This window comes from Rothia sp. HMSC071C12, from assembly GCF_001813895.1.
Taxonomy (GTDB): domain Bacteria; phylum Actinomycetota; class Actinomycetes; order Actinomycetales; family Micrococcaceae; genus Rothia; species Rothia mucilaginosa.
In genome coordinates, this window is the sequence record NZ_KV814378.1 from 261,589 (window position 1) to 280,509 (window position 18,921).

At 61.7% G+C, this 18,921-nt stretch carries 11 protein-coding genes and 1 tRNA gene; 4 read left to right on the plus strand and 8 right to left on the minus strand.

Annotated features, from left to right (window positions below):
* Positions 1-239 precede the first annotated feature (239 nt).
* From thrB to argS, 5 genes are all read right to left on the minus strand, one after another.
* On the minus strand, positions 240-1,208 hold the full coding sequence (gene thrB / locus HMPREF2942_RS08780) for a homoserine kinase (RefSeq protein WP_049357697.1): 969 nt from the start codon (positions 1,206-1,208) through the stop codon (positions 240-242).
* Between the two features lie 122 nt (positions 1,209-1,330).
* Positions 1,331-2,431 carry a threonine synthase gene (gene thrC, locus HMPREF2942_RS08785; protein ID WP_049337338.1) on the minus strand — a complete coding sequence of 367 codons (1,101 nt, stop codon included), beginning with the start codon at positions 2,429-2,431 and terminating at the stop codon, positions 1,331-1,333.
* Between the two features lie 173 nt (positions 2,432-2,604).
* Complete coding sequence (locus HMPREF2942_RS08790; protein WP_070688887.1) at positions 2,605-3,894, minus strand: homoserine dehydrogenase; 1,290 nt, start codon at positions 3,892-3,894, stop codon at positions 2,605-2,607.
* 316 nt (positions 3,895-4,210) lie between these two features.
* Positions 4,211-5,731: a diaminopimelate decarboxylase gene (lysA, locus tag HMPREF2942_RS08795; protein WP_070688888.1), complete on the minus strand. Its 1,521-nt coding sequence runs from the start codon at positions 5,729-5,731 to the stop codon at positions 4,211-4,213.
* A 95-nt stretch (positions 5,732-5,826) separates the two neighbouring features.
* Positions 5,827-7,491: an arginine--tRNA ligase gene (argS, locus tag HMPREF2942_RS08800; RefSeq protein ID WP_070688889.1), complete on the minus strand. Its 1,665-nt coding sequence runs from the start codon at positions 7,489-7,491 to the stop codon at positions 5,827-5,829.
* 74 nt (positions 7,492-7,565) lie between these two features.
* On the opposite strand from argS, the gene HMPREF2942_RS08805 reads away from it, so the two are divergent.
* The 3 genes from HMPREF2942_RS08805 to HMPREF2942_RS08815 all read left to right on the plus strand — a co-directional run bounded on the left by HMPREF2942_RS08805 (position 7,566) and on the right by HMPREF2942_RS08815 (position 10,133).
* Positions 7,566-7,639, plus strand: a tRNA-Arg gene (locus HMPREF2942_RS08805).
* Between the two features lie 308 nt (positions 7,640-7,947).
* Positions 7,948-8,895, plus strand: coding sequence for an NADP-dependent oxidoreductase (locus tag HMPREF2942_RS08810; RefSeq protein ID WP_049340688.1), 948 nt, complete (start codon positions 7,948-7,950; stop codon positions 8,893-8,895).
* A 14-nt stretch (positions 8,896-8,909) separates the two neighbouring features.
* Positions 8,910-10,133, plus strand: a complete 1,224-nt coding sequence (locus HMPREF2942_RS08815) for an alpha/beta hydrolase (protein ID WP_070688890.1) — start codon at positions 8,910-8,912, stop codon at positions 10,131-10,133.
* 45 nt (positions 10,134-10,178) lie between these two features.
* Here HMPREF2942_RS08815 and HMPREF2942_RS08820 read toward each other — a convergent pair whose 3' ends face one another.
* A complete protein-coding gene (locus tag HMPREF2942_RS08820; RefSeq protein WP_070688891.1) occupies positions 10,179-10,640 on the minus strand; it encodes a helix-turn-helix domain-containing protein in 462 nt (153 codons plus the stop codon).
* A gap of 285 nt (positions 10,641-10,925) precedes the next feature.
* On the opposite strand from HMPREF2942_RS08820, the gene hrpA reads away from it, so the two are divergent.
* Entirely contained in the window at positions 10,926-15,449 is a 4,524-nt protein-coding gene (gene hrpA / locus HMPREF2942_RS08825; protein WP_070688892.1) for an ATP-dependent RNA helicase HrpA, read from the plus strand.
* A 384-nt stretch (positions 15,450-15,833) separates the two neighbouring features.
* On the opposite strand, the gene HMPREF2942_RS08830 is transcribed toward hrpA, so the two are convergent.
* Together HMPREF2942_RS08830 and HMPREF2942_RS08835 are read right to left on the minus strand one after the other, a co-directional pair.
* Positions 15,834-17,195: a hypothetical protein gene (locus HMPREF2942_RS08830; RefSeq protein ID WP_070688893.1), complete on the minus strand. Its 1,362-nt coding sequence runs from the start codon at positions 17,193-17,195 to the stop codon at positions 15,834-15,836.
* Between the two features lie 277 nt (positions 17,196-17,472).
* Positions 17,473-18,468, minus strand: a complete 996-nt coding sequence (locus HMPREF2942_RS08835; RefSeq protein WP_070688894.1) for an HNH endonuclease — start codon at positions 18,466-18,468, stop codon at positions 17,473-17,475.
* Between the last annotated feature and the right edge of the window lie 453 nt (positions 18,469-18,921).

The window sequence follows — 18,921 nt, forward strand, 5'->3', positions numbered from 1 at the left end:
ATTGGTCACTTTGAAAGGGCACCCGCCGCGAAACCGAACCCTCAGAAAAGTCTTCCCCTATGCGTCAGAAATAAAGAAAGACGTGAATCCCAAAGGCACTCCCCCGAACCTTGCCGGCTCCCGCCCAGATACAAAAGCATCTGAGGCATCAGGGAAACGGAAGTACGTTACGAAGGATAGTATCGACGGTCTACATTGAACGACGGGCGAACCTCAACATAGGACGAACTAATAACGTCCTACTGAGTAACTATAACACCTTCAGTGTCAATTTCAAGGGGAAGAACCCGCCAGTTCAAGCGGCGATCCGCAATAGCGCTACCAGGGTGAGTCGCCTCAAACTCGGCAATCGCCTCTTGAACCTGTCGCACCTGCTCGTCGCCGCGCGCAAAGGTCAAAACGGTCGGGCCAGCACCAGAAATCACCGCCGCAAAACCCTGACTGCGCAGGTACGCAACCAGCGCAGCCGACGGCTCCATCGCGGTCACGCGGTACCCCTGATGCAGGTAATCCACGGTCGCATCCATCAGGTACTCGGGAGCATCAGAGAGAGTGCGCACCAGCAGCGCCGCACGAGCCGAGTTCGCCACCGCCTCAACGTGGGGCATCTGCGCAGGAATCAGCGAACGAGCAAGCTTCGTCGACACCTCATAATCGGGCACAGCCACCACGGGGTGAACCTCAGGATGCACCGGAATAATCAGGGTCTTCCAGTTACCCATCTCACCCCAAGACACCGACAGGTTGCCGTAAATCGCCGGAGCCACGTTATCCGGGTGGCCCTCCATATCGGAGGCGACCTGCAGCATCTGCTCACGGCTCAGACGGTGCTCTTCCGGCAGCAGACCGCTCGCCGCAGCCACACCCGCCACAATAGCCGACGCCGAAGAACCCATACCGCGAGAATGCGGAATCTTATTATCGGCAATCAGCTTCACCGGCGGCAGCTCATCCAAACCAGCCGCCGCAAAACCAGCCTTCATCGCCTGCAAAACCAGGTGGCTCTCATCGCGAGGAACATCCGCGCTACCCTCACCGCTGAGCTCAAACTCCAGACCGGATTCAATACGCTCAACAACCAGCTCATCATAGAAGCCAAGACCCAAACCCATGCTGTCATAGCCGGGGCCCAGGTTAGCGCTCGTAGCGGGAACACGAACCTTAACGGACGCGCCCACCGGAATATCAGAAATATGCAGGGAAGACATGAGAAGAACCTCGCGATCGGTGACGTAATGAGTGAATAGGTGAAAGATACAAAAAGGGCTGTCATGCAGGTGCACCCCGCCCCGCAAACACGGGACGGAGTGCACATCGTAGTATGAACAGACTAGTTCAAATCAAGAATATCTGCCACAGCAACCACGTCGAAGGGAGCCTTAGTCGGCTCAACCTTCACACCGTTAACAGCCTCAAGAGCCCACTGCGGGTCCTTCAGGCCGTGACCGGTCACAGTAATCACGATGGTCTTACCCTCGGGAGCTTCACCGGCGCGGTGCTTCTTCAGCAGACCCGCAACACCAGCAGCTGAAGCCGGCTCCACGAAGACACCCTCGCGGGCAGACAACCATCGGTGCGCCTCCAGAATCTCCTCATCGGTGACAGCCTCAATCACGCCGCCAGACTCGTCACGAGCAGCTTCAGCCTTCTCCCACGACGCGGGGTTACCGATACGGATCGCGGTCGCAATGGTCTCAGGAGCCTCAATCGGGTGACCAGCAACGATCGGTGCAGCACCGGCAGCCTGGAAGCCCCACATAATCGGGCGCTTGGTCGCAACCGGCTCCAGAACCTCACCGTCACGGTTGGTGTAAGGCTCCGAGTACTCCTTGTAGCCCTTCCAGTACGCGGTAATGTTACCCGCGTTGCCAACCGGCAGCAGGTGGTAATCGGGAGCGTCACCCAGGGTGTCAACAACCTCAAACGAACCGGTCTTCTGGCCCTCAATACGGTAGGGGTTGACCGAGTTCACCAGGAACACCGGGTAGTTCTCGCTGAGCTTGCGAGCAATCTCCAGGCAGTTATCGAAGTTGCCGTCAATCTGAATGATGTCAGCACCGTGAGCGATAGCCTGAGACAGCTTACCCATAGAAATCTTGCCGTCCGGAACCAGCACCGCACAGCGCATACCAGCCTGCAGAGCGTACGCAGCAGCCGACGCGGAAGTGTTACCGGTCGAAGCACACACAACAGCCTTCGCGCCGTCACGCTTAGCGGCGGTCATCGCGCTGGTCATACCGCGGTCCTTGAACGAACCGGTCGGGTTCATACCCTCAAACTTCAGGTAAACGGTGTTACCGGTCTCAGCAGACAGTGCCGGCGCGTGAATCAGCGGGGTACCACCCTCGCCCAGGGTCACAGCCTTCACATCGTCTGCGAAAGGCAGACGGTCACGGTACTCATTGATAACGCCCTGCCACACGTGTGCCATTGGCTTCTCCTTCAATCTTGGCGCCCCGCCCGCCGGACCTCCCATAGGTCCGGCGCGGTAGCGGGTACGCGGGTTAGTTAGTGAGCGATGCACCCGCAAGCGAACATCGCACGTTTAGTGAGCGGCGCGTGCCGCACATCAGTTAGCGCTAAGCGCCTAGTGCTTCTCAGTGCCTAGTGCTTCTCGGACTCCACGCGGATGACCGAGTTCACCTCACGCACAGTGTCCAGAGCGTCAATCACAGCAATCGCACGGCGCAAATCAGCGTCCTTCGCAGAGTGGGTGACCATACGAATCTGAGCCACACCCTCCTTCGGGGCGGACTGGCGCAGAGAATCAACAGAAATACCGTGCTCAGTCAGGATGCGGGTAATGTTCGCCAGAACGCCCAGGCGATCCTCCACCAAAACACCCACCGAGTAGCGAGACACCACGTTATCCAGACCGGTTGCGTGCAGCTGCGCGTGAGAAGTCTCCGGAACACCGGGACCACCCAGCACCAGACGACGAGCCAGAGACACGAAGTCACCCAGAACAGCCGAAGCAGTCGGTGCGCCACCCGCACCGGGACCGTAGAACATCAGCTCGCCAGCGTTCTCCGCCTCAACGAACACAGCATTGAACGCACCGTGCACGCCCGCCAGCGGGTGCTGACGAGGAATCAGGGTCGGGTTCACGCGAATGTTCGCGCCGCTCTCACCCTCACGCTCACAAATAGCCAGCAGCTTGATGACGTAACCATCAGCATCCGCGGCAGCAACATCATCAGCGGTGATGGAAGTAATGCCCTCGGTGTGCACGTCATCAATAGTGAACGTCGAGTGGAACGCCAAAGAAGCAACAATCGCAGCCTTCGACGCGGCGTCGTGGCCCTCAACGTCAGCGGTCGGGTCAGCCTCCGCGTAGCCGAGCTTCTGAGCCTCAGCCAGCGCGTCCGAGAAGGATGCGCCGGTGGTGTCCATCTGGTCAAGAATGTAGTTGGTGGTGCCGTTCATGATGCCCAGAACGCGGGTCACACGGTCACCAGCCAGGGAGTCACGCAAGGGGCGCAGAATCGGGATAGCACCCGCAACAGCAGCCTCGTAGGAGAGCTGAGCACCGGACTCATCAGCGGCAGCCTGTAGCTCCACGCCGTGCTTAGCCAGCAGCGCCTTGTTGCCGGAGACCACGGACTTACCCGCCGTCAGAGCACGCAGAATGCGAGTGCGAGCCGGCTCAATACCGCCGGTCAGCTCGATGACCACATCCGCTGCATCGATGAGAGCGTCAGCATCGGTGGTGTACAGCGAGGGGTCCGCATTCCAGTGGCGGGATGCATTAGTATCGCGCACAGCAATACCGATCAATTCCACGGGCGCGCCAATGCGCTTTTCAAGGACGGCGTTATCCTCTACCAGGATGCGAGCAGCCTGGGAACCGACATTACCGGCACCAAGCAGTGCTACTTTGATCTTTTCAGCCACGATAGTCTCTTTCTACGGTCTGTTCCGGGTTTGCCCCGGTATCTCTTCGGGCTACGGCGTGGATGCGGCGCAGAGCACGCACTCAACAACCACTTTATCAAGAGGCGGGGACGGCTCAGCAGCCTCAAGCTGCGACTTTTACTCTCTGAGATGAGGTATCCCTCACAGTTATGAGGTGAACCTTATCTTCTGTCATGTTGTAAACGCGCAAAATCGTGAAGACCCCGCCCGCGACCGCCACCTCACGGCGTCCATTGCAGAGACGGGAACTTCACGGTTTTTCATGATGTCAGAATGGGTTCTTAGATATCCGTTCTTAGATATCCGAACCCATATCCAGCGCCAGCATATCCTCCTCGCACTGACGGCGAATCATCACACGAGAAGGCTGACCCTGCGCGGTCGCAATCACCGGCGGGCGAGTCAAGAAGTTATAGTTCGAACCCAGCACATAGCAGTACGCGCCGGTCGCCGGAACCGCCAGAATATCTCCAGCCTGCAGGTCAGCAGGCAGGTAGCAGTAACGAACCACCACATCGCCAGACTCGCAGTGCTTACCCACCACGCGAGAGAGCACCTGCTCCCCCACCGGGGCACGATTAGCCAGAGTCACCGAATAATCCGATTCGTACAGCACCGGGCGGGCGTTATCGCTCATACCGCCGTCCACCGAAACGTAGCGGCGCACGCGAATCTCGCCGTTCTCATCCTCAATGCTCACGTTCTTATTGGTGCCCACCGTGTACAGGGTCGCACCCGAAGGACCAGAAATAGAACGGCCCGGCTCGAACGACATGTGCGGAATCGCCATGCCCAGGCGCTCGCAGGTTGCCGCGACGGAAGCGGCAATCGACTCGGTCACCTCGGTAATCGAGCGGGGGTGATCCGCCTCGGTGTAGCCGATGCCGTAGCCGCCACCCAAATCCAGCTCCGGCAGGGTCACGCCCAGGTCACGGTTGAGGCGGTTCATGAACTCCAGGGCGGTAGTAGCCGCCTGCTCGAAGCCTTCCGCCTCAAAAATCTGCGAACCAATATGGCAGTGAATACCGCGGAAATCCAGGGAATCGGTCGCATTCAGAATCGCGGCAGCCAGAGCCGCGTAAGAATCGGTAGACTCAACACCCCAGTGCTCCAGCTCCTCCTCTTCCAGACCGGCGAGCGCGGCGGTGCCGGGCTGCAGGGACATGCCGAACTTCTGGTCCTCGTGCGCGGTCGCAATGGACTCGTGGGTCGAGGCATGCACACCGGGGGTGATGCGAATCAGCACCGGAACCGGGGCGTACGGCTCCTCGCCCTCTGCCACACGCTCGGCGGCAAGCTCGGCGTACACGCGCTCAATGAGCTTGAGCTCGTCCACCGAGTCAACCACCACACGACCCAGGCCGTTGCGGATCGCGCGGGCAATCTCAGCCTCCGACTTGTTGTTACCGTGCAGGGCGATGTTCGCACCCGGCACCTGCGCGCGCAGAGCCAACGCCAACTCACCACCGGAGGCGGTATCCAGGCACAGGCCCTCCTCGGTCGCCCAACGCGCCACAGCGGTGGACAGGAACGACTTACCGGCGTAGTAGACGCTCACCTGCGCGCCGTGCTCGGCGAAAGCCTGTTCAAAAGCGGTGCGGTAGGCGCGGGCGCGGGTGCGGAAGGTCGTCTCGGAGAAGACGTACTGCGGGGTTTCGTGCTCAGCAACCAGGTCGCTGACGGTCACGCCGTCAATGCAGAGCTCGCCCTGCTCATTGCGGGTGAAGGAATCAGTCCAGATGGTGCGGGACAGTGCCTCGGGATGCTCGGGGTAGGTGAGCCATTCGGGGGCGTAGAGGGCGCGGGCTTCGCTCATCGTATCTCTTTCGGTAACTATCGTTGAGTATCTTTGAGGGCAATGCGTTCAACCCCCGCCCCGGTAGTACCGGGTCGGGGGTTGAAACGAGAGTATTACATGCGCTCGGGTGCGCTCACACCCAGCAGGTTCAGGCCGTTAGCCAGCACCTGCTGTGCTGCATTGTTCAGCAGCAGGCGGGTACGGTGCAGGTCGGTGACCTCTTCGTCCGCCTTGGGGGCGACGCGGGAGACACCGTACCAGCTGTGGTACGCCGAAGCGAGCTGCTCCAGGTAGCGGTTCACGCGGTGCGGCTCGTAGAACTTCGCGGCATCACGCACAGCAGCGGGGAACTGGCCGAGTACAGCCAGCAGCTCGCCGTCAGCAGCCGAGTCGAGCAGGGAGGTGTCCACGCCGTCCTCAACCTTCACGCCAGCCTCCGCGGCGTTACGTGCCACAGCGGCGGTACGTGCGTGAGCGTACTGCACGTAGTAGACCGGGTTCTCGTTGCTCTTGGAAGTCAGCAGGCCCAGGTCAATGTCGATGGGGGTGTCCACCGAGTAGCGGGTCAGCTCGTAGCGGGCTGCGTCAACGCCCACAGCCTCGACCAGGTCCTCGAGGGTGACCACGGTGCCGGCACGCTTGGACATGCGGACGGGCTTGCCGTCCTTGACCAGGTTCACCAGCTGACCGATCATGACCTCAATCTGGTCGGCGCGGTAGCCAAGAATCTGGGCGATAGCCTTCAGACGGCCCACGTAGCCGTTGTGGTCAGCACCGAGCATGTAGATCGCCACGTCGGAGGGGTTTACTGCGCGGGTCATCTTGTCCTGGTAGTAGGCGATATCGCCCGCTACGTAGGCGTGGTTGCCGTCAGACTTGATGACCACGCGGTCCTTGTCATCGCCGTAGTCGGTGGTGCGCATCCACCATGCGCCGTCAGCCTCGAAGAGCTGACCGTTCTCACGCATGGTGTCGAGCAGGGCGTCCACCTTGCCGCCTTCGAACACGGAGTTCTCGTGGAAGAACACGTCGAAGTGGGTGCCGAATGCCGCCAGGGACTCCTTGATCTGATCGAACATCAGGTGAGTACCGATTTCGCGGAAAATCTCTTCGGGGTTCTCAGCCTCAAGCGCGTCGGGGCGCTGAGCCAGAATCTGGTCCTTAATGTCAACAATGTACGCTCCAGCGTAGCCGTCCTCGGGGGTCTCCTCGCCGCGGGCAGCGGCAATCAGAGAGCGCACGAAACGGTCAATCTGGGTGCCGTGGTCGTTGAAGTAGTATTCACGCACGACGTTAGCGCCCTCAGCCTCAAGGACGCGGGCGAGCGCATCACCGACGGCAGCCCAGCGGGTACCACCCAGGTGGATGGGGCCGGTGGGGTTCGCGGAGACGAACTCAAGGTTAATGGTCTTACCGGCGAACTTGTCGCTGCGGCCGTATGCTTCGCCAGCCTCAACGATGGTGGCGGCAAGCTCACCAGCGGCTGCGGCGTCCAGGGTGATGTTCAGGAAGCCGGGGCCAGCAATATCTACGGATGCGACACCGGGGATGGCACCAATCTTCTCTGCCAGAAGAGCTGCTGCCTCACGCGGGTTCTTGCCCACCTTCTTGGCGAGCTGCAGAGCGACGTTGGTTGCCCAGTCGCCGTGTTCGCGGGACTTGGGGCGCTCCACTCGGACGGCGGGCAGTTCAGCGCCCTCCACGAGGGTCAGCTGGCCGGAGGAAATGGTTTCTTCAAGGGCAAGCGCAATGGCTTCGGAGAGTTCTTCAGGAGTCATAACAAACTATTCTAGCAAGCCTTGGCAGGTACCTGACCCTTTATCTAGTGCTTATCTGATACCATAGGTGGGTTGCCTCTGTAGCTCAGCGGATTAGAGCACCAGTTTCCGGTACTGGGGGTCGAAGGTTCGAATCCTTTCAGGGGCACGATGTTCTTATTCGAGAGGGAACACGGGAGCCGATATCCGAGGCGTATTGTTCGGGTATCGGCTCCTTTTTATTTAACAACTCAACTTTATTGAGCCGCTCACCCTGTTGTGCATAAAGCCTGCGCCGGGCGACCGTTCCCGCCACCTCCCTCTTCAACCTCAGACTTCAACCTCAGGCTTCAACCTCAGAGGGTGGACACTACCCGCCTACCTGTTGTGGCAACGCTAACAGCCTTGAGAGAATGGGAAAACGCGCACACCCGTCACATCAGCACGGCTTCAAGCCACAACAGCGGAGGTAACCCGATGACCACCATGCGCCAGATTCAGCTCACCGAATGGGGCGACGAAAGCGTTCTGCACGAAGCAAACGTACCTATCCCCTCGCCGGTGCGCGGTCACGTGCTCATCAAGACGGTTGCCGCCGGTGTCAACCCGATTGATCTGACCACCCGCAAGGGTCTGGGTCCCGCCGCTCAGCTGGCAGATCCGTCGTACAAGCCCTTCGTTCCCGGCTGGGATGTTGCCGGCACGGTGGTTGCTACCGCCGGCGACTACACGGGTTTCAAGGTGGGCGACGGCGTATTTGGTCTTGTTTCTTTTCCCTCCCCCGCCGGTGCGTACGCCGAGTATGTTCTCGCCCCGGCGCATCAGCTGGTGAAGGTGCCCGCCGATGTTCCCTGCGCGCAATTGGGTGGCGCTCCCCTGGCGGCACTGACCGCATACCAGGCGCTCTTCGAAGTGGCGCGGTTGAAGGAAGGCGAGCGCGTACTCATTCACGCCGGTGCCGGAGGCGTCGGTCACCTCGCCGTTCAGCTGGCGGCGCAGGCTGGCGCTCAGGTTTTTGCGACCGCCTCCGCCGCGAACCACGAGTTTGTGCGCTCGTTGGGTGCCCAGCCTATTGATTACCGCACCGAGGATTTCCGCGCCGTACTGGGCCAGACCATGGACGTGGTACTCAATTCCACCGGCCAGCAGACTTTCCTCGATTCGCTGGAGGTGCTGGTTCCCGGCGGTCGTATTGTCACCCTGACCAGCCCCGACCCGCTGGATGTGGCGCGTGAGCGCGGCTTCGAGGCGCAGTGGCTGACGGTTCACCCGGACCGCACGCAGATGCAGGAGATTGCCCGCCTCATGTCCTTGGGCCTGTTGAAGGTACATGTGGATCAGGTGCTTGATTTTTCGCAGGCTGCGCAGGCTCATGCCCTGGTTGCGACGGGTCGCACCCGAGGCAAGATCGTACTGGTTCCCTAACAAGGTACTGATTCATGCAGACTTCTGAGAACGCGCCGAAGGTTGAGGGCGCATTGAACGCTGAGGACTCGCCGAACACTGAGGGCGTGCCGAATGTAGAGAGCGCGCCGACCGTTGAGAGCACCGAGTACCGCTCCGGTTTTTACCGCGAGGCGGGCTTTTACGATGCCCACTCGCTACCCGACTACGGCGCGCAGTCACCGGTAACTCGCGAGGCGTTCGCCTACGATTTCTTCCCCGCGACCGGGGATATCTCTTCCCCCGCGCCGCTGCTGGTGTGGGTTCACGGTGGCGCCTGGCGCTTCGGCACCAACCAGGCCCTACGCGACACTATCCTGCGCACCCCTGGCGGGGAGCAGCCCAATACCCAGGCGCTCATGCGCGCCGCTTTTCAGCAGGCAGGCTGGGCGGTCGCGTCCATCAACTACCGGTATTCGCATCAGGCACTCTTCCCGGGCGCCCTGCACGATGTGAAGGAGGCGGTGCGTTTCTTCCGCGCCAACGCGCACGAATTCGGTATTGACCGGCAACGCATTGCGGTAGCGGGCGGAAGCGCCGGCGGGCACCTGAGCATGATGGTTGCGCATACGGGAGATTCCGCCGCCGGTGACGGTAGCGGTGGGGATCCTGCGAGCGCACCCGGACACGCCGAGCACGACGAATACTTTGAAGGCAGGGCGGCGAGCGCCTACCCGTCCCATAGTTCGCAGGTGGCGGCGGCGGCTTCGTTTTACGGGGTCAGCGACTTGAGGACCATCTTCACCGACCGCCCCCTGGCTGGCTACGCTCTCGACCACCCCGAGGATGACGGCGCCGAATGGCGACTGTTGGGAAGCACCCACCCCGTCCCCGCTGACGTGTCTACTATCGACGCTTCCAAGGGTGAGCGGGCGGTTCCGGGTGTCTGCATCGAGCGCGCCCAAAAGAACTGGGAGCGCGCGCATCCTATTGATGCGGTACGCCCCCAGAAACGAGTGAATAAGGTCGAAAGTGCCTCTGCACCGGGTGCGAGCGGCGGTGCCACTCCCCTCATGCTCGTGCACGGTATTAGTGATTCGTGTGTGCCGTACCAGCAATCGGCGCGGGTGTATCAGGCGCTGCGCACACGGCAGGTGCCTACCGATTTGGTGCTGGTTCCGGATGCCGAACACGGGGATTCGCGCTGTTTTAGCCCCGATATTGTTCAGCAGATGCTGCTATTTCTCAACCGCACTGTTCAGTTCAACCGCAACGTGTAGCTCAACCGCGCTGTGTAGCTTGAGCGGTTCGACAGGTTAGCGAGGTTAGCGAACGCGGCGGTTCACGTATTCGTGCTCAAGGCGGTAGCATTCGAGGTCATCAAAAGCAACGCGACGGTGCGTGTTAATGCGCTCGAACGGAATATCTCCGCGCTCCAGCAGGCGAACAACGGTCGGGCGGGATACGCCCAGGTAGTCTGCCGCCTCCTGCGTGGTCATGAGGCGGTCCTGGCGTACCACACAGACATCCTTACGGTCGGCGAATGCGCGCGCTACGGAGGTGAGGGGTCCGTACATTTCGGGAGAAATCTGTACGCGCTCGCCGTCGCCGGTGACCAGGTAGAGGGTTTCTTCGGCGCTGAGGCGGTCGAAGTGGGTGCGCAGACTCGCGTGAACGAGGGCTTGGAAGAGTTCTTCGCAGCGGTGGTGAATTTCTTCGTGCTGTCCGTCTTCGTAGCAATCCAACACTGCAACACGTGTTGCCGGGTACGTCTTTGGTGATGGCATAGTCACTCCTTCGTTACTGTGTTATTCACCACTGTAGCAGTTGAACGAAACTATCGAAAGAAAGTTAAGAAGCGCAGTTAATTCGCATCTACGGCGCATAAAATTCAGATGAATAATTATTAATTCTATAGATGGCATTTGATGTCATTTATTGTACATTAACTACTCTCCTGGGGTCAGTATTCCACCACCGCCCACCCCTGGGTTACCGCGAACAAACCCAAATATGACAAACAAAGCACACCCCAAGCCCACCGCGGGCAAGGCGAGTACACTGGATAGGATATGTCTGAGCAGAAATCCACGAAGAAACACGCAGATACTTCTAAGGCCCCCCGCACCGCCCCCACCATGGCGAGCATGGCCGCCGCAATCCATGCGGCAAAGGTACGATCCTCCGAAAAAATCGGTGAAAAAACCGCAGATAAAACTACTGAGAACAACGCGGTAAAAAACGGCGCACAGAAGAGCGGCGCCCCAAAGAAGGGCGCACAGAAGAACAGTGCCCAGAAGAATAACGCAGACCGCAAGAACTCCTCCCGCGGCGCCTCCGAACGCAACTCCAACGCCTCCCGCTCCAACCGACGCGCAGGCGCCAACAACCGCGCCCGCAAGCAGGGCAACCAGCAGGGCGGCAACAAGGGCGAGCAGCAGAACCGCCCGGCACCGCGCCGCTACGAGCCCTTCATTCCCGAGGTCATCACCTACCCCGAAGAGCTGCCCGTCAGCGAACGCCGCGAAGACATCATGAACGCGATCCGCGACAACCAGGTTGTCATCATCGCGGGTGAAACCGGTTCCGGTAAAACCACCCAGATCCCCAAAATGTGCCTCGACCTGGGCCTGGGAGAGAAGGGTCTCATCGGCCACACCCAGCCGCGCCGACTCGCCGCACGCTCCGTCGCCGAACGCATCGCCGAAGAACTCGGCCAGAAAATCGGCGAAACCGTCGGCTACCAGGTTCGATTCACCTCTGAAGTAGGCGAACACAGCGCTATCAAGCTCATGACCGACGGCATTCTGCTCGCCGAAATCCAGAACGACAAGCTGCTGCGCCGCTACTCCACCCTCATCATTGACGAGGCGCACGAACGCAGCCTGAACATTGACTTCATCCTCGGCTACCTCAAGCGCATCCTGCCGCAGCGCCCGGATCTGAAGGTCATCATCACCTCCGCGACCATCGACCCGGAGCGTTTCGCACGCCACTTCTCCCCCAGCTACGTGCCGGGCAAGGGCATCGTCGACGAAAACCTCAGCGCCGAAGAACGCGAAATCGCCGAAGCAATCCTGCCCGACGACGCGCCGCCCATCATTGAGGTGTCCGGCCGAACCTACCCCGTGGAAATCCGCTACCGCCCGCTCGACGAGGAAGACTACCTCAGCGATGACGAAATCGAAGACGACCACGACCCCACCGACGGCATCCTCGACGCCATCAAGGAGCTCTCCAAGGAGGCACCCGGAGATATCCTCATCTTCTTCTCCGGCGAACGCGAAATCCGCGACGCCAAGGACGCCATCGAGGCAATGGTTCTCAAGTCGCCGCGCCTGAACTACGAAGTGCTGCCCCTGTACGCGCGCCTTTCGCTCGCCGAACAGCACCGCGTGTTCTCCCCCGGATCGCGCCCGCGCATCGTGCTCGCCACGAACGTTGCCGAAACCTCGCTGACCGTGCCCGGCATCAAGTACGTCATCGACACCGGCACCGCACGCATCTCCCGCTACTCGGCACGCACCAAGGTTCAGCGCCTGCCCATCGAACGCATCTCGCAGGCAAGCGCCAACCAGCGCTCCGGTCGATGCGGCCGCGTCAGCGACGGCATCGCGATCCGCCTCTACTCCGAGGAAGACTTCAACTCGCGCCCCGAGTTCACCGACCCCGAAATTCTGCGCACCAACCTCGCAGCCGTCATCCTGCAGATGATCGCAATCGGCGTGGTCCGCGAACCCGGTGACATCTCCCGCTTCCCGTTCGTGCAGCCGCCCGCATCTCGCGCCATCAACGACGGCGTGAACCTGCTGCGCGAACTTGGCGCGCTTACCGAACGCCCACGACAGCCCCGCAAAGGCCGCGGCAATAGCGCAACCCTCACCGCCATCGGCCGAGCCATGGCGGCATTCCCCGTGGACCCGCGCCTGGCCCGCATGATTATCGAGGGTGGCCGCCGCAACTGCGCCAAGGAAATGATGGTGCTCGCCGCCGCCCTGACCATCCAGGACCCGCGCGAACGCCCCGCCGACGTGCGCGCCGAAGCAGACGCCATGCACGCCCGCTTCGTCGACGACACCTCCGACTTCTCCTCCTTCCTGCTGCTCTGGGACTACATCAACGAGCAGCAGGCGGCGCTGTCCTCCTCGCAGCTACGCAAAATGTGCCACCGCGAATACATCAACTACCTGCGCATCCGCGAATGGCAGGACCTCTTCGCCCAGCTACGCGAAATGGGACGCACCGCCAATATTCACGCCAGCGGCGGCAGGGACATCAACGCCTCCGCCCACGAAATCGACATCCACAAGAGCCTGCTCTCCGGCCTGCTCTCGCACGTAGGCGTCAAGGAAGAACGCGAAAAGGACTCCAAGGGACGCAACCGCGGCCCCCGCGAATACCTCGGCGCACGCGGCACCAAGTTCGCAATCTTCCCCGGCTCCGGCCTGTTCAAAAAGAGCCCCGACTGGGTGCTCTCCGCCGAACTCGTCGAAACCTCCCGCCTGTGGGCGCGCACCAACGCCTCCATCGACCCGCAGTGGATCGAAGAAATCGGCAAGCACCTCATCAGCGTGCAATACTCCGAACCGCACTGGTCCCTCAGCTCCGGCGCGGCAGTCGCCTACGCCAAGGGCACCCTCTTCGGCCTGACCATCTACGCCGACCGCCCCGTACAGTACGCCCGCGTGGACACCGCCGCAGCCCGCGAACTGTTCATCCAGTCCGCCCTCGTCGAAGGCCAATGGCACACCCAGCACAAGTTCTACCTGCGCAACCAGCGCGCCCTCGCCGAAGTCGAAGAACTCGAAGCACGCCTGCGCCGCCGCGACCTGCGCGTAGACGACTCCGTACTCTTCGCCTTCTACGACGCACGCATCCCCGCCCACGTGACGGATGTGCGCGCCTTCGACAAGTGGTGGAAGCAGGCACGTCTCGAAGACGACAACTACCTGGACTTCAACCCCGAAAAGCTCATCAACGAGGAAGCCGCCGACTACGACGACTCCCAGTTCCCCCGCCAGTGGGTGCAGCGCACCGACAGCGGCGAACTGACCCTCGACCTGCGCTACGAATACGCCCCCACCGCCGGCATCGGAGGCGCACGCACCGACGCCGCCAAGCGCGACGGTGTGGCCGTGCAGGTGCCGATTCTCTTCCTCAACCAGCTGAGCCCCGAACCGTTCCGCTGGCAGATCCCCGGCCTGCGCCACGAGCTCGTCACCGCGCTCATCAAATCACTCCCCAAGGCGATTCGACGCAACTTCGTACCCGCACCCGACGTAGCACGCGCCGCCTGCGCCGCCCTGGAAGAGGACTACTCCCCCGCAACCGACGAGCTCATCCCCTCCCTGGCACTCGTACTACGCCGCCTGCGCGGCGTCGTTGTCGAGCCCGAAGCCTTCAACTGGGACGCCGTGCCCGAACACCTGAAAATGGGATTCCAGGTGCGCAACGCACGCAACAAAATCCTGGGCGAAGGCAAGGACCTGCGCGCCCTGCAGCAGCAGCTCCACAAGGAGATTCGCGGCGCCCTCGCCGACTCGCTCGGCGCATCCGACGACACCATGGCAAAAATGGTGGCACTCGCGCAGGGTAGCTCGGATGGCTCGGGTAACTCGGGCAGCTCCGCGGCTTCTGCCAAGAAGGGCGCGAAGAAGGCTCAGAGCGGCACCACCCAGGTAGCCGATGCGCACGGTTCGCAGGTACGCGAAATCAGCGGCCTCACCGAATTCCCCGCCGATCTCTTCCCCAACGGAGAGATCCCCCGCAAGGTACAGCGCATCATCGCAACCCAAGCGGTCAACGGCTACCCCGCCCTCGTCGACGAAGAAACCAGCGTGGGCCTGCGCATCTTCCCCACCGAAGCCGAACAGCTCCACGCACAGCGCCGCGGCATCATCCGCCTGCTCCAGCTGCAGGTGCCCTCGCCCGTACGCTACGTGAGCGAACACCTCTCCCACAAGGAGAAAATCGTCTTCACGCAGAACCCGCACGGCTCCATCGACGAACTCATCCGCGACTGCACCGTCGCGGCACTCGACCACCTCGTGCCGCACACGCCCATCTTCACGCACGCCGAATACAGCGAACTCTACGAGCACGTGCGTGCCGAACTCATCGAGACGGTCTTCGACGTCACCAAGCTCGTCGCCGAAATCCTCTCCGAAGCCACCGCGCTGAAGAAGGCAATCAAAAAGGCAACCTCGCTGACGACCATGCACGCCGTCTCCGACGTAAAGGCACAGATGGAGAACCTCGTCTACCCCGGATTCGTGGCGAAAACCGGCTACGACCAGCTGGTTCACATCCCGCGCTACCTCAAGGCCGCCCAGGTGCGCCTGACGAAGCTCGGCCCGAACCTGCACCGCGACAACCAGCTCATGCTCACCGTGCAGGACCTGGAAGACTCCTACGATAACGCGGTCAAGTCGCTACCGGCAGGCACCATCGTGCCGGATGCGCTCCGCCGCGTGAACTGGATGATTGAGGAGCTGCGCGTCAGCTTCTTCGCCCAGGAGCTTGGTACCGCCTACACGGTATCTGAGAAGCGCATTGCGAAGGCTCAGCGTGAGGCGCTGGACGCTATCAAGCGCTAATTCCGGGAATACAGTTAGTTGCGGACGGCGGTACTCGTCCTCGCTCCTACTCAGGTGTAGGTGCGCCGCATGTTTCCTCCGCGCCTACGCAGGGGCACCCGTCACCCGGACGCTCCGTCCTCTCCTTGCTTCGCTGCGGAGAGCGTCCGGGGTGACACCCTGAGGGCGCTTCCGGAAAACACGGCTGCACCTGCAGCACAAGCAAAGAGCCCCCACACGAGGTAATCGTGTGGGGGCTCTTTGCCGTTCACAGCGCAAGCTAAGCCGGGAACCTAGCGCGGAAAGGCGGTGTCGTCCGTAGCGACATCAGGGTGCCCGAGCTCTGCGAGGGCGGGTGCCCCTGTAGGAGCGAGGACGAACACCGCCTCTCAGCGGGAGAAGCGTTTAGGCAGCCGCCTCGCAGAAAGTTACCGTCACCGAACCGTTACCGCGCTCGCGCATCCACTGCGGCGCGTTCTCAGCCGAAACAATCGCACCCTCGCTCACCGACGGTGCAATGTACGAGCCGCCCGCGCCACCGGCGCCGCCCTGCATCGTGTAGCCGATACCCTGACGCACGCCAGTCGGGCTGTTCAGCCACTTCTGAGTCAGCACAATCGAGGAGACAGACTGTGCCGCACCGGAACCGCCACCACCGTAGCCTGCGCCGCCACCGCCGGACACCACGGACTGGTAGCCGTTGAAGTTCTGCGCGTACGCGCCCTCGTCGTTGTAGACGTCCAGGTCCCAGCTGCGGTCCTCGTAGGTGCCCTTCTCGTGCACGCTGGCGGGGTTCTCATCCAGCTGGTAGGAGTACGCGCCCGCACCATCGCCGCCGTTGCCCGCGAAGCCACTCGTGCCCGCGTTACCGGCAACAAACTGGCTGAACAGCACCTGGTTGTTGGTGGTTTCAAAGCCAATGATGGGGCCGCTTGCCGGCAGGGTGCCCGCCGCGCCACCGGCACCGCCTACGCCCGCTGCGCCACCGAAACCGGAGTTGTAAGTCAGCACCTTGGAGCGTTCAGCGTTGTAGACTTCGTAGCCGGGGGTGCCGTTGGAGCCTGCCGCCGCGGAGGCGCTACCCGCCGCGTCGAACTGCGGGGATGCGTCCGAACCGAGGGGTGCCACACCGGCATCGATCTGGCCGTTGAAGTTGGAGTACCAGGGGTCTGCGTAGGACACGCCGGAGGTGGTCATGCCCGCGCCGCCACCGCCGCCTGCTGCAGCTACAACGACGCCGTCGATGAGCAGTGCGGAGGAGCCGCCGCCGGATGCAGCGTACGCCTGGGTCTTGGAGTTTGCCGAGTCCGCGTACTTGGCGTCGACCTGCGCGGTGATGGTGGCGGGGATGGTGTAGGCGGGTACGGAGCCGCCGTTGCCGTAGCCTTCACCGCCTGCGGTGGGGGTGAGGGAGCCGTCACCGATACCGCCTGCCGCGGCGATAATCTGCACGGTGGAGCCGGGGGTGACGGGGATGATGCCGGTGACCTTCGCGCCGGAGCCGGCGGGGGTCATGCGGTTGTTGGTGCCGCCCGCGCCGCCGACCAGTTCAAAGCGGAGCTTGTAGACGTTGTTGGGGACGGCGAAGCTCTGCACGGTTTTGGCGCCTTCGTCGGTGCCGGAGATGTTGTACGCCGGGTGTGCGGCGAGCGTGCAGTCTGCGGAGACGGACGCTGCGTAGGAGGGGATGGTTGCGGAAGCGGCAACGACGGGTGCCGCCCAGGCTGCACCAGCGACGAGCTTGCGGCGAGTCAGGGAAGTAGACATGGTATGCCCTTTATTCAGGTGGGGTGATGTGTTTGCGGTGCGGAAGCGGGAGCCTGAAAGTCTGTGCCTCTGCGCCGAGGAAAAGCATACCTTGAACCTCAGCTTTAACATAAATCCCTGGCTAATGCACAGCAGGGGAACCCATGGATACCTCGCGCCGCTCCCATCCTGCGCTCCTGCAGGGGAACCCACCGCACCCGGACGCTCCGCTCTTCCTTGCTTCACTGCGGAGAGCGCCCGGGCGGGCACCCTGATGTCGCTTTCGGAAGGTGCGGCTTTATGCGAGCCGCAGGTTCCGTCCACGCACGCAACGCCAGCAGAGGGTCTGCAGATTATCGGGCTCGTTATTGCCGCCTTCGGATAGCGGGACCTTGTGGACAACCTCTAGGATGAGGATTCGTTCACGCATGATGGAGTTGCCGCATCCGGGGTTTTGGCAGGTGTAGTTGTCGCGTTCTTTGATGCGTTGGCGTAGCTGGGCGGTCATGAGGGTGCGTTCGCCGCCTTCGGGCCATGCCCAGCGGATTTTGCGTTCGAGGGTTTCGGAGAGCGCGTCGAGGGTTGGGGTGTCGAGGGTGACGGTGACGGCGCGGTTTTCTTTGCCGCCGGGCGAGGTGTATTCGAAGCGGTAGACGGGGTACGGCACGGTCAGCCCCACGTGGTAGACGTTGAGTTTGTTCCAGAACTCGTCGGCGTAGTGTTTGGTGATGAACTGGGGTGGGTTGATGTGTGCGATCATGTCGTCTTCGCGGCGTCGCACGTTGTCGACGGCGGTTTCGAGGCGCGCGATATCGTCGGAGAGGCGCTGTACGTCTTTGAGGGTTTGCAGGTCGGCTTCGATGTGGAAGTATTTGGTGAGGCTGCCGATGGGGTCCTGCTCGGCTTCGAGAACGACCTGTTGGGAGGCCTTGTAGACGTGAGGGTGGCGTTCTTCAGGCTTCTTCTGCAACAGCGTCTTCCAGGTTTTGGGCTGCTGAACTTCGACGGTGGCGAGGTGGCTGTACATGCCGTTGGTGGAGGTGCCGAGTTCGTAGATTCCGCGGGCGTGGATATCGTGTACGTAGCTGGCGATTTCGTTGTATTCGCTGGCGAGTGTGGCGGTGCGTTGGCGGTGCGTCTGGAATTCGGGGGATGCGAAGTACCGGTTTTTGCGGATGGTCAGGACAATGCCCACGATGACTACGATGATGACGACGCCGAGGATGACGTACCAGAGGGAGAAGGCGAAGCATACGGCGAAGAAGACGCCGAACCCTTTGAGGAAGGATTTCACGGGTGTTCCTTTGCGATACGGCGGTGTATCTGTGAGTGTAGATTTCCTCCATTAGGGTATCGGAGGTAGGTTCGGCTGACAAAGCCGACTCGGCGGAGCCAGCAAAAGATTGAGAAGGCGACAGCCCCTCCCCCTCCAGTTCGTTATACCGGTATCGCGCACCCAAGCCCGCACCTACTGACCCGAGGTCGAGTGTTTTACCTACGAGGCGGAGGGATGGTGTCCTCCGTCGTGACATCGGGGACGCGGAGCGGGGCGAGCGTCACAAAACAGGCTTGGCAGAGCCAGCAAAAGGTTGAGAAGGCGACAGCCCCCTCCCCCTCCAGTTCGTTATGCCGGTATCGCGCACCCAAGCCCTGAACTTACGAATCTGAGGCTGAGTGTCTTACATAGGAAACAGAGGGATGGTGTCCTCCGTCGTGACATCAGGGTGCCCGAAGCGAAGCGAGGGCG

Excerpts from the sequence above, each read along its gene's own strand:
- thrC (WP_049337338.1), bottom strand. The coding sequence starts at position 2,431 with ATGGCACACGTGTGGCAGGGCGTTATCAATGAGTACCGTGACCGTCTG.
- lysA (WP_070688888.1), bottom strand. The coding sequence starts at position 5,731 with ATGAGCGAAGCCCGCGCCCTCTACGCCCCCGAATGGCTCACCTACCCC.
- argS (WP_070688889.1), bottom strand. The coding sequence starts at position 7,491 with ATGACTCCTGAAGAACTCTCCGAAGCCATTGCGCTTGCCCTTGAAGAA.
- HMPREF2942_RS08810 (WP_049340688.1), top strand. The coding sequence starts at position 7,948 with ATGACCACCATGCGCCAGATTCAGCTCACCGAATGGGGCGACGAAAGC.
- thrB (WP_049357697.1), bottom strand. The coding sequence starts at position 1,208 with ATGTCTTCCCTGCATATTTCTGATATTCCGGTGGGCGCGTCCGTTAAG.
- HMPREF2942_RS08820 (WP_070688891.1), bottom strand. The coding sequence starts at position 10,640 with ATGCCATCACCAAAGACGTACCCGGCAACACGTGTTGCAGTGTTGGAT.
- HMPREF2942_RS08815 (WP_070688890.1), top strand. The coding sequence starts at position 8,910 with ATGCAGACTTCTGAGAACGCGCCGAAGGTTGAGGGCGCATTGAACGCT.
- HMPREF2942_RS08830 (WP_070688893.1), bottom strand. The coding sequence starts at position 17,195 with ATGTCTACTTCCCTGACTCGCCGCAAGCTCGTCGCTGGTGCAGCCTGG.
- hrpA (WP_070688892.1), top strand. The coding sequence starts at position 10,926 with ATGTCTGAGCAGAAATCCACGAAGAAACACGCAGATACTTCTAAGGCC.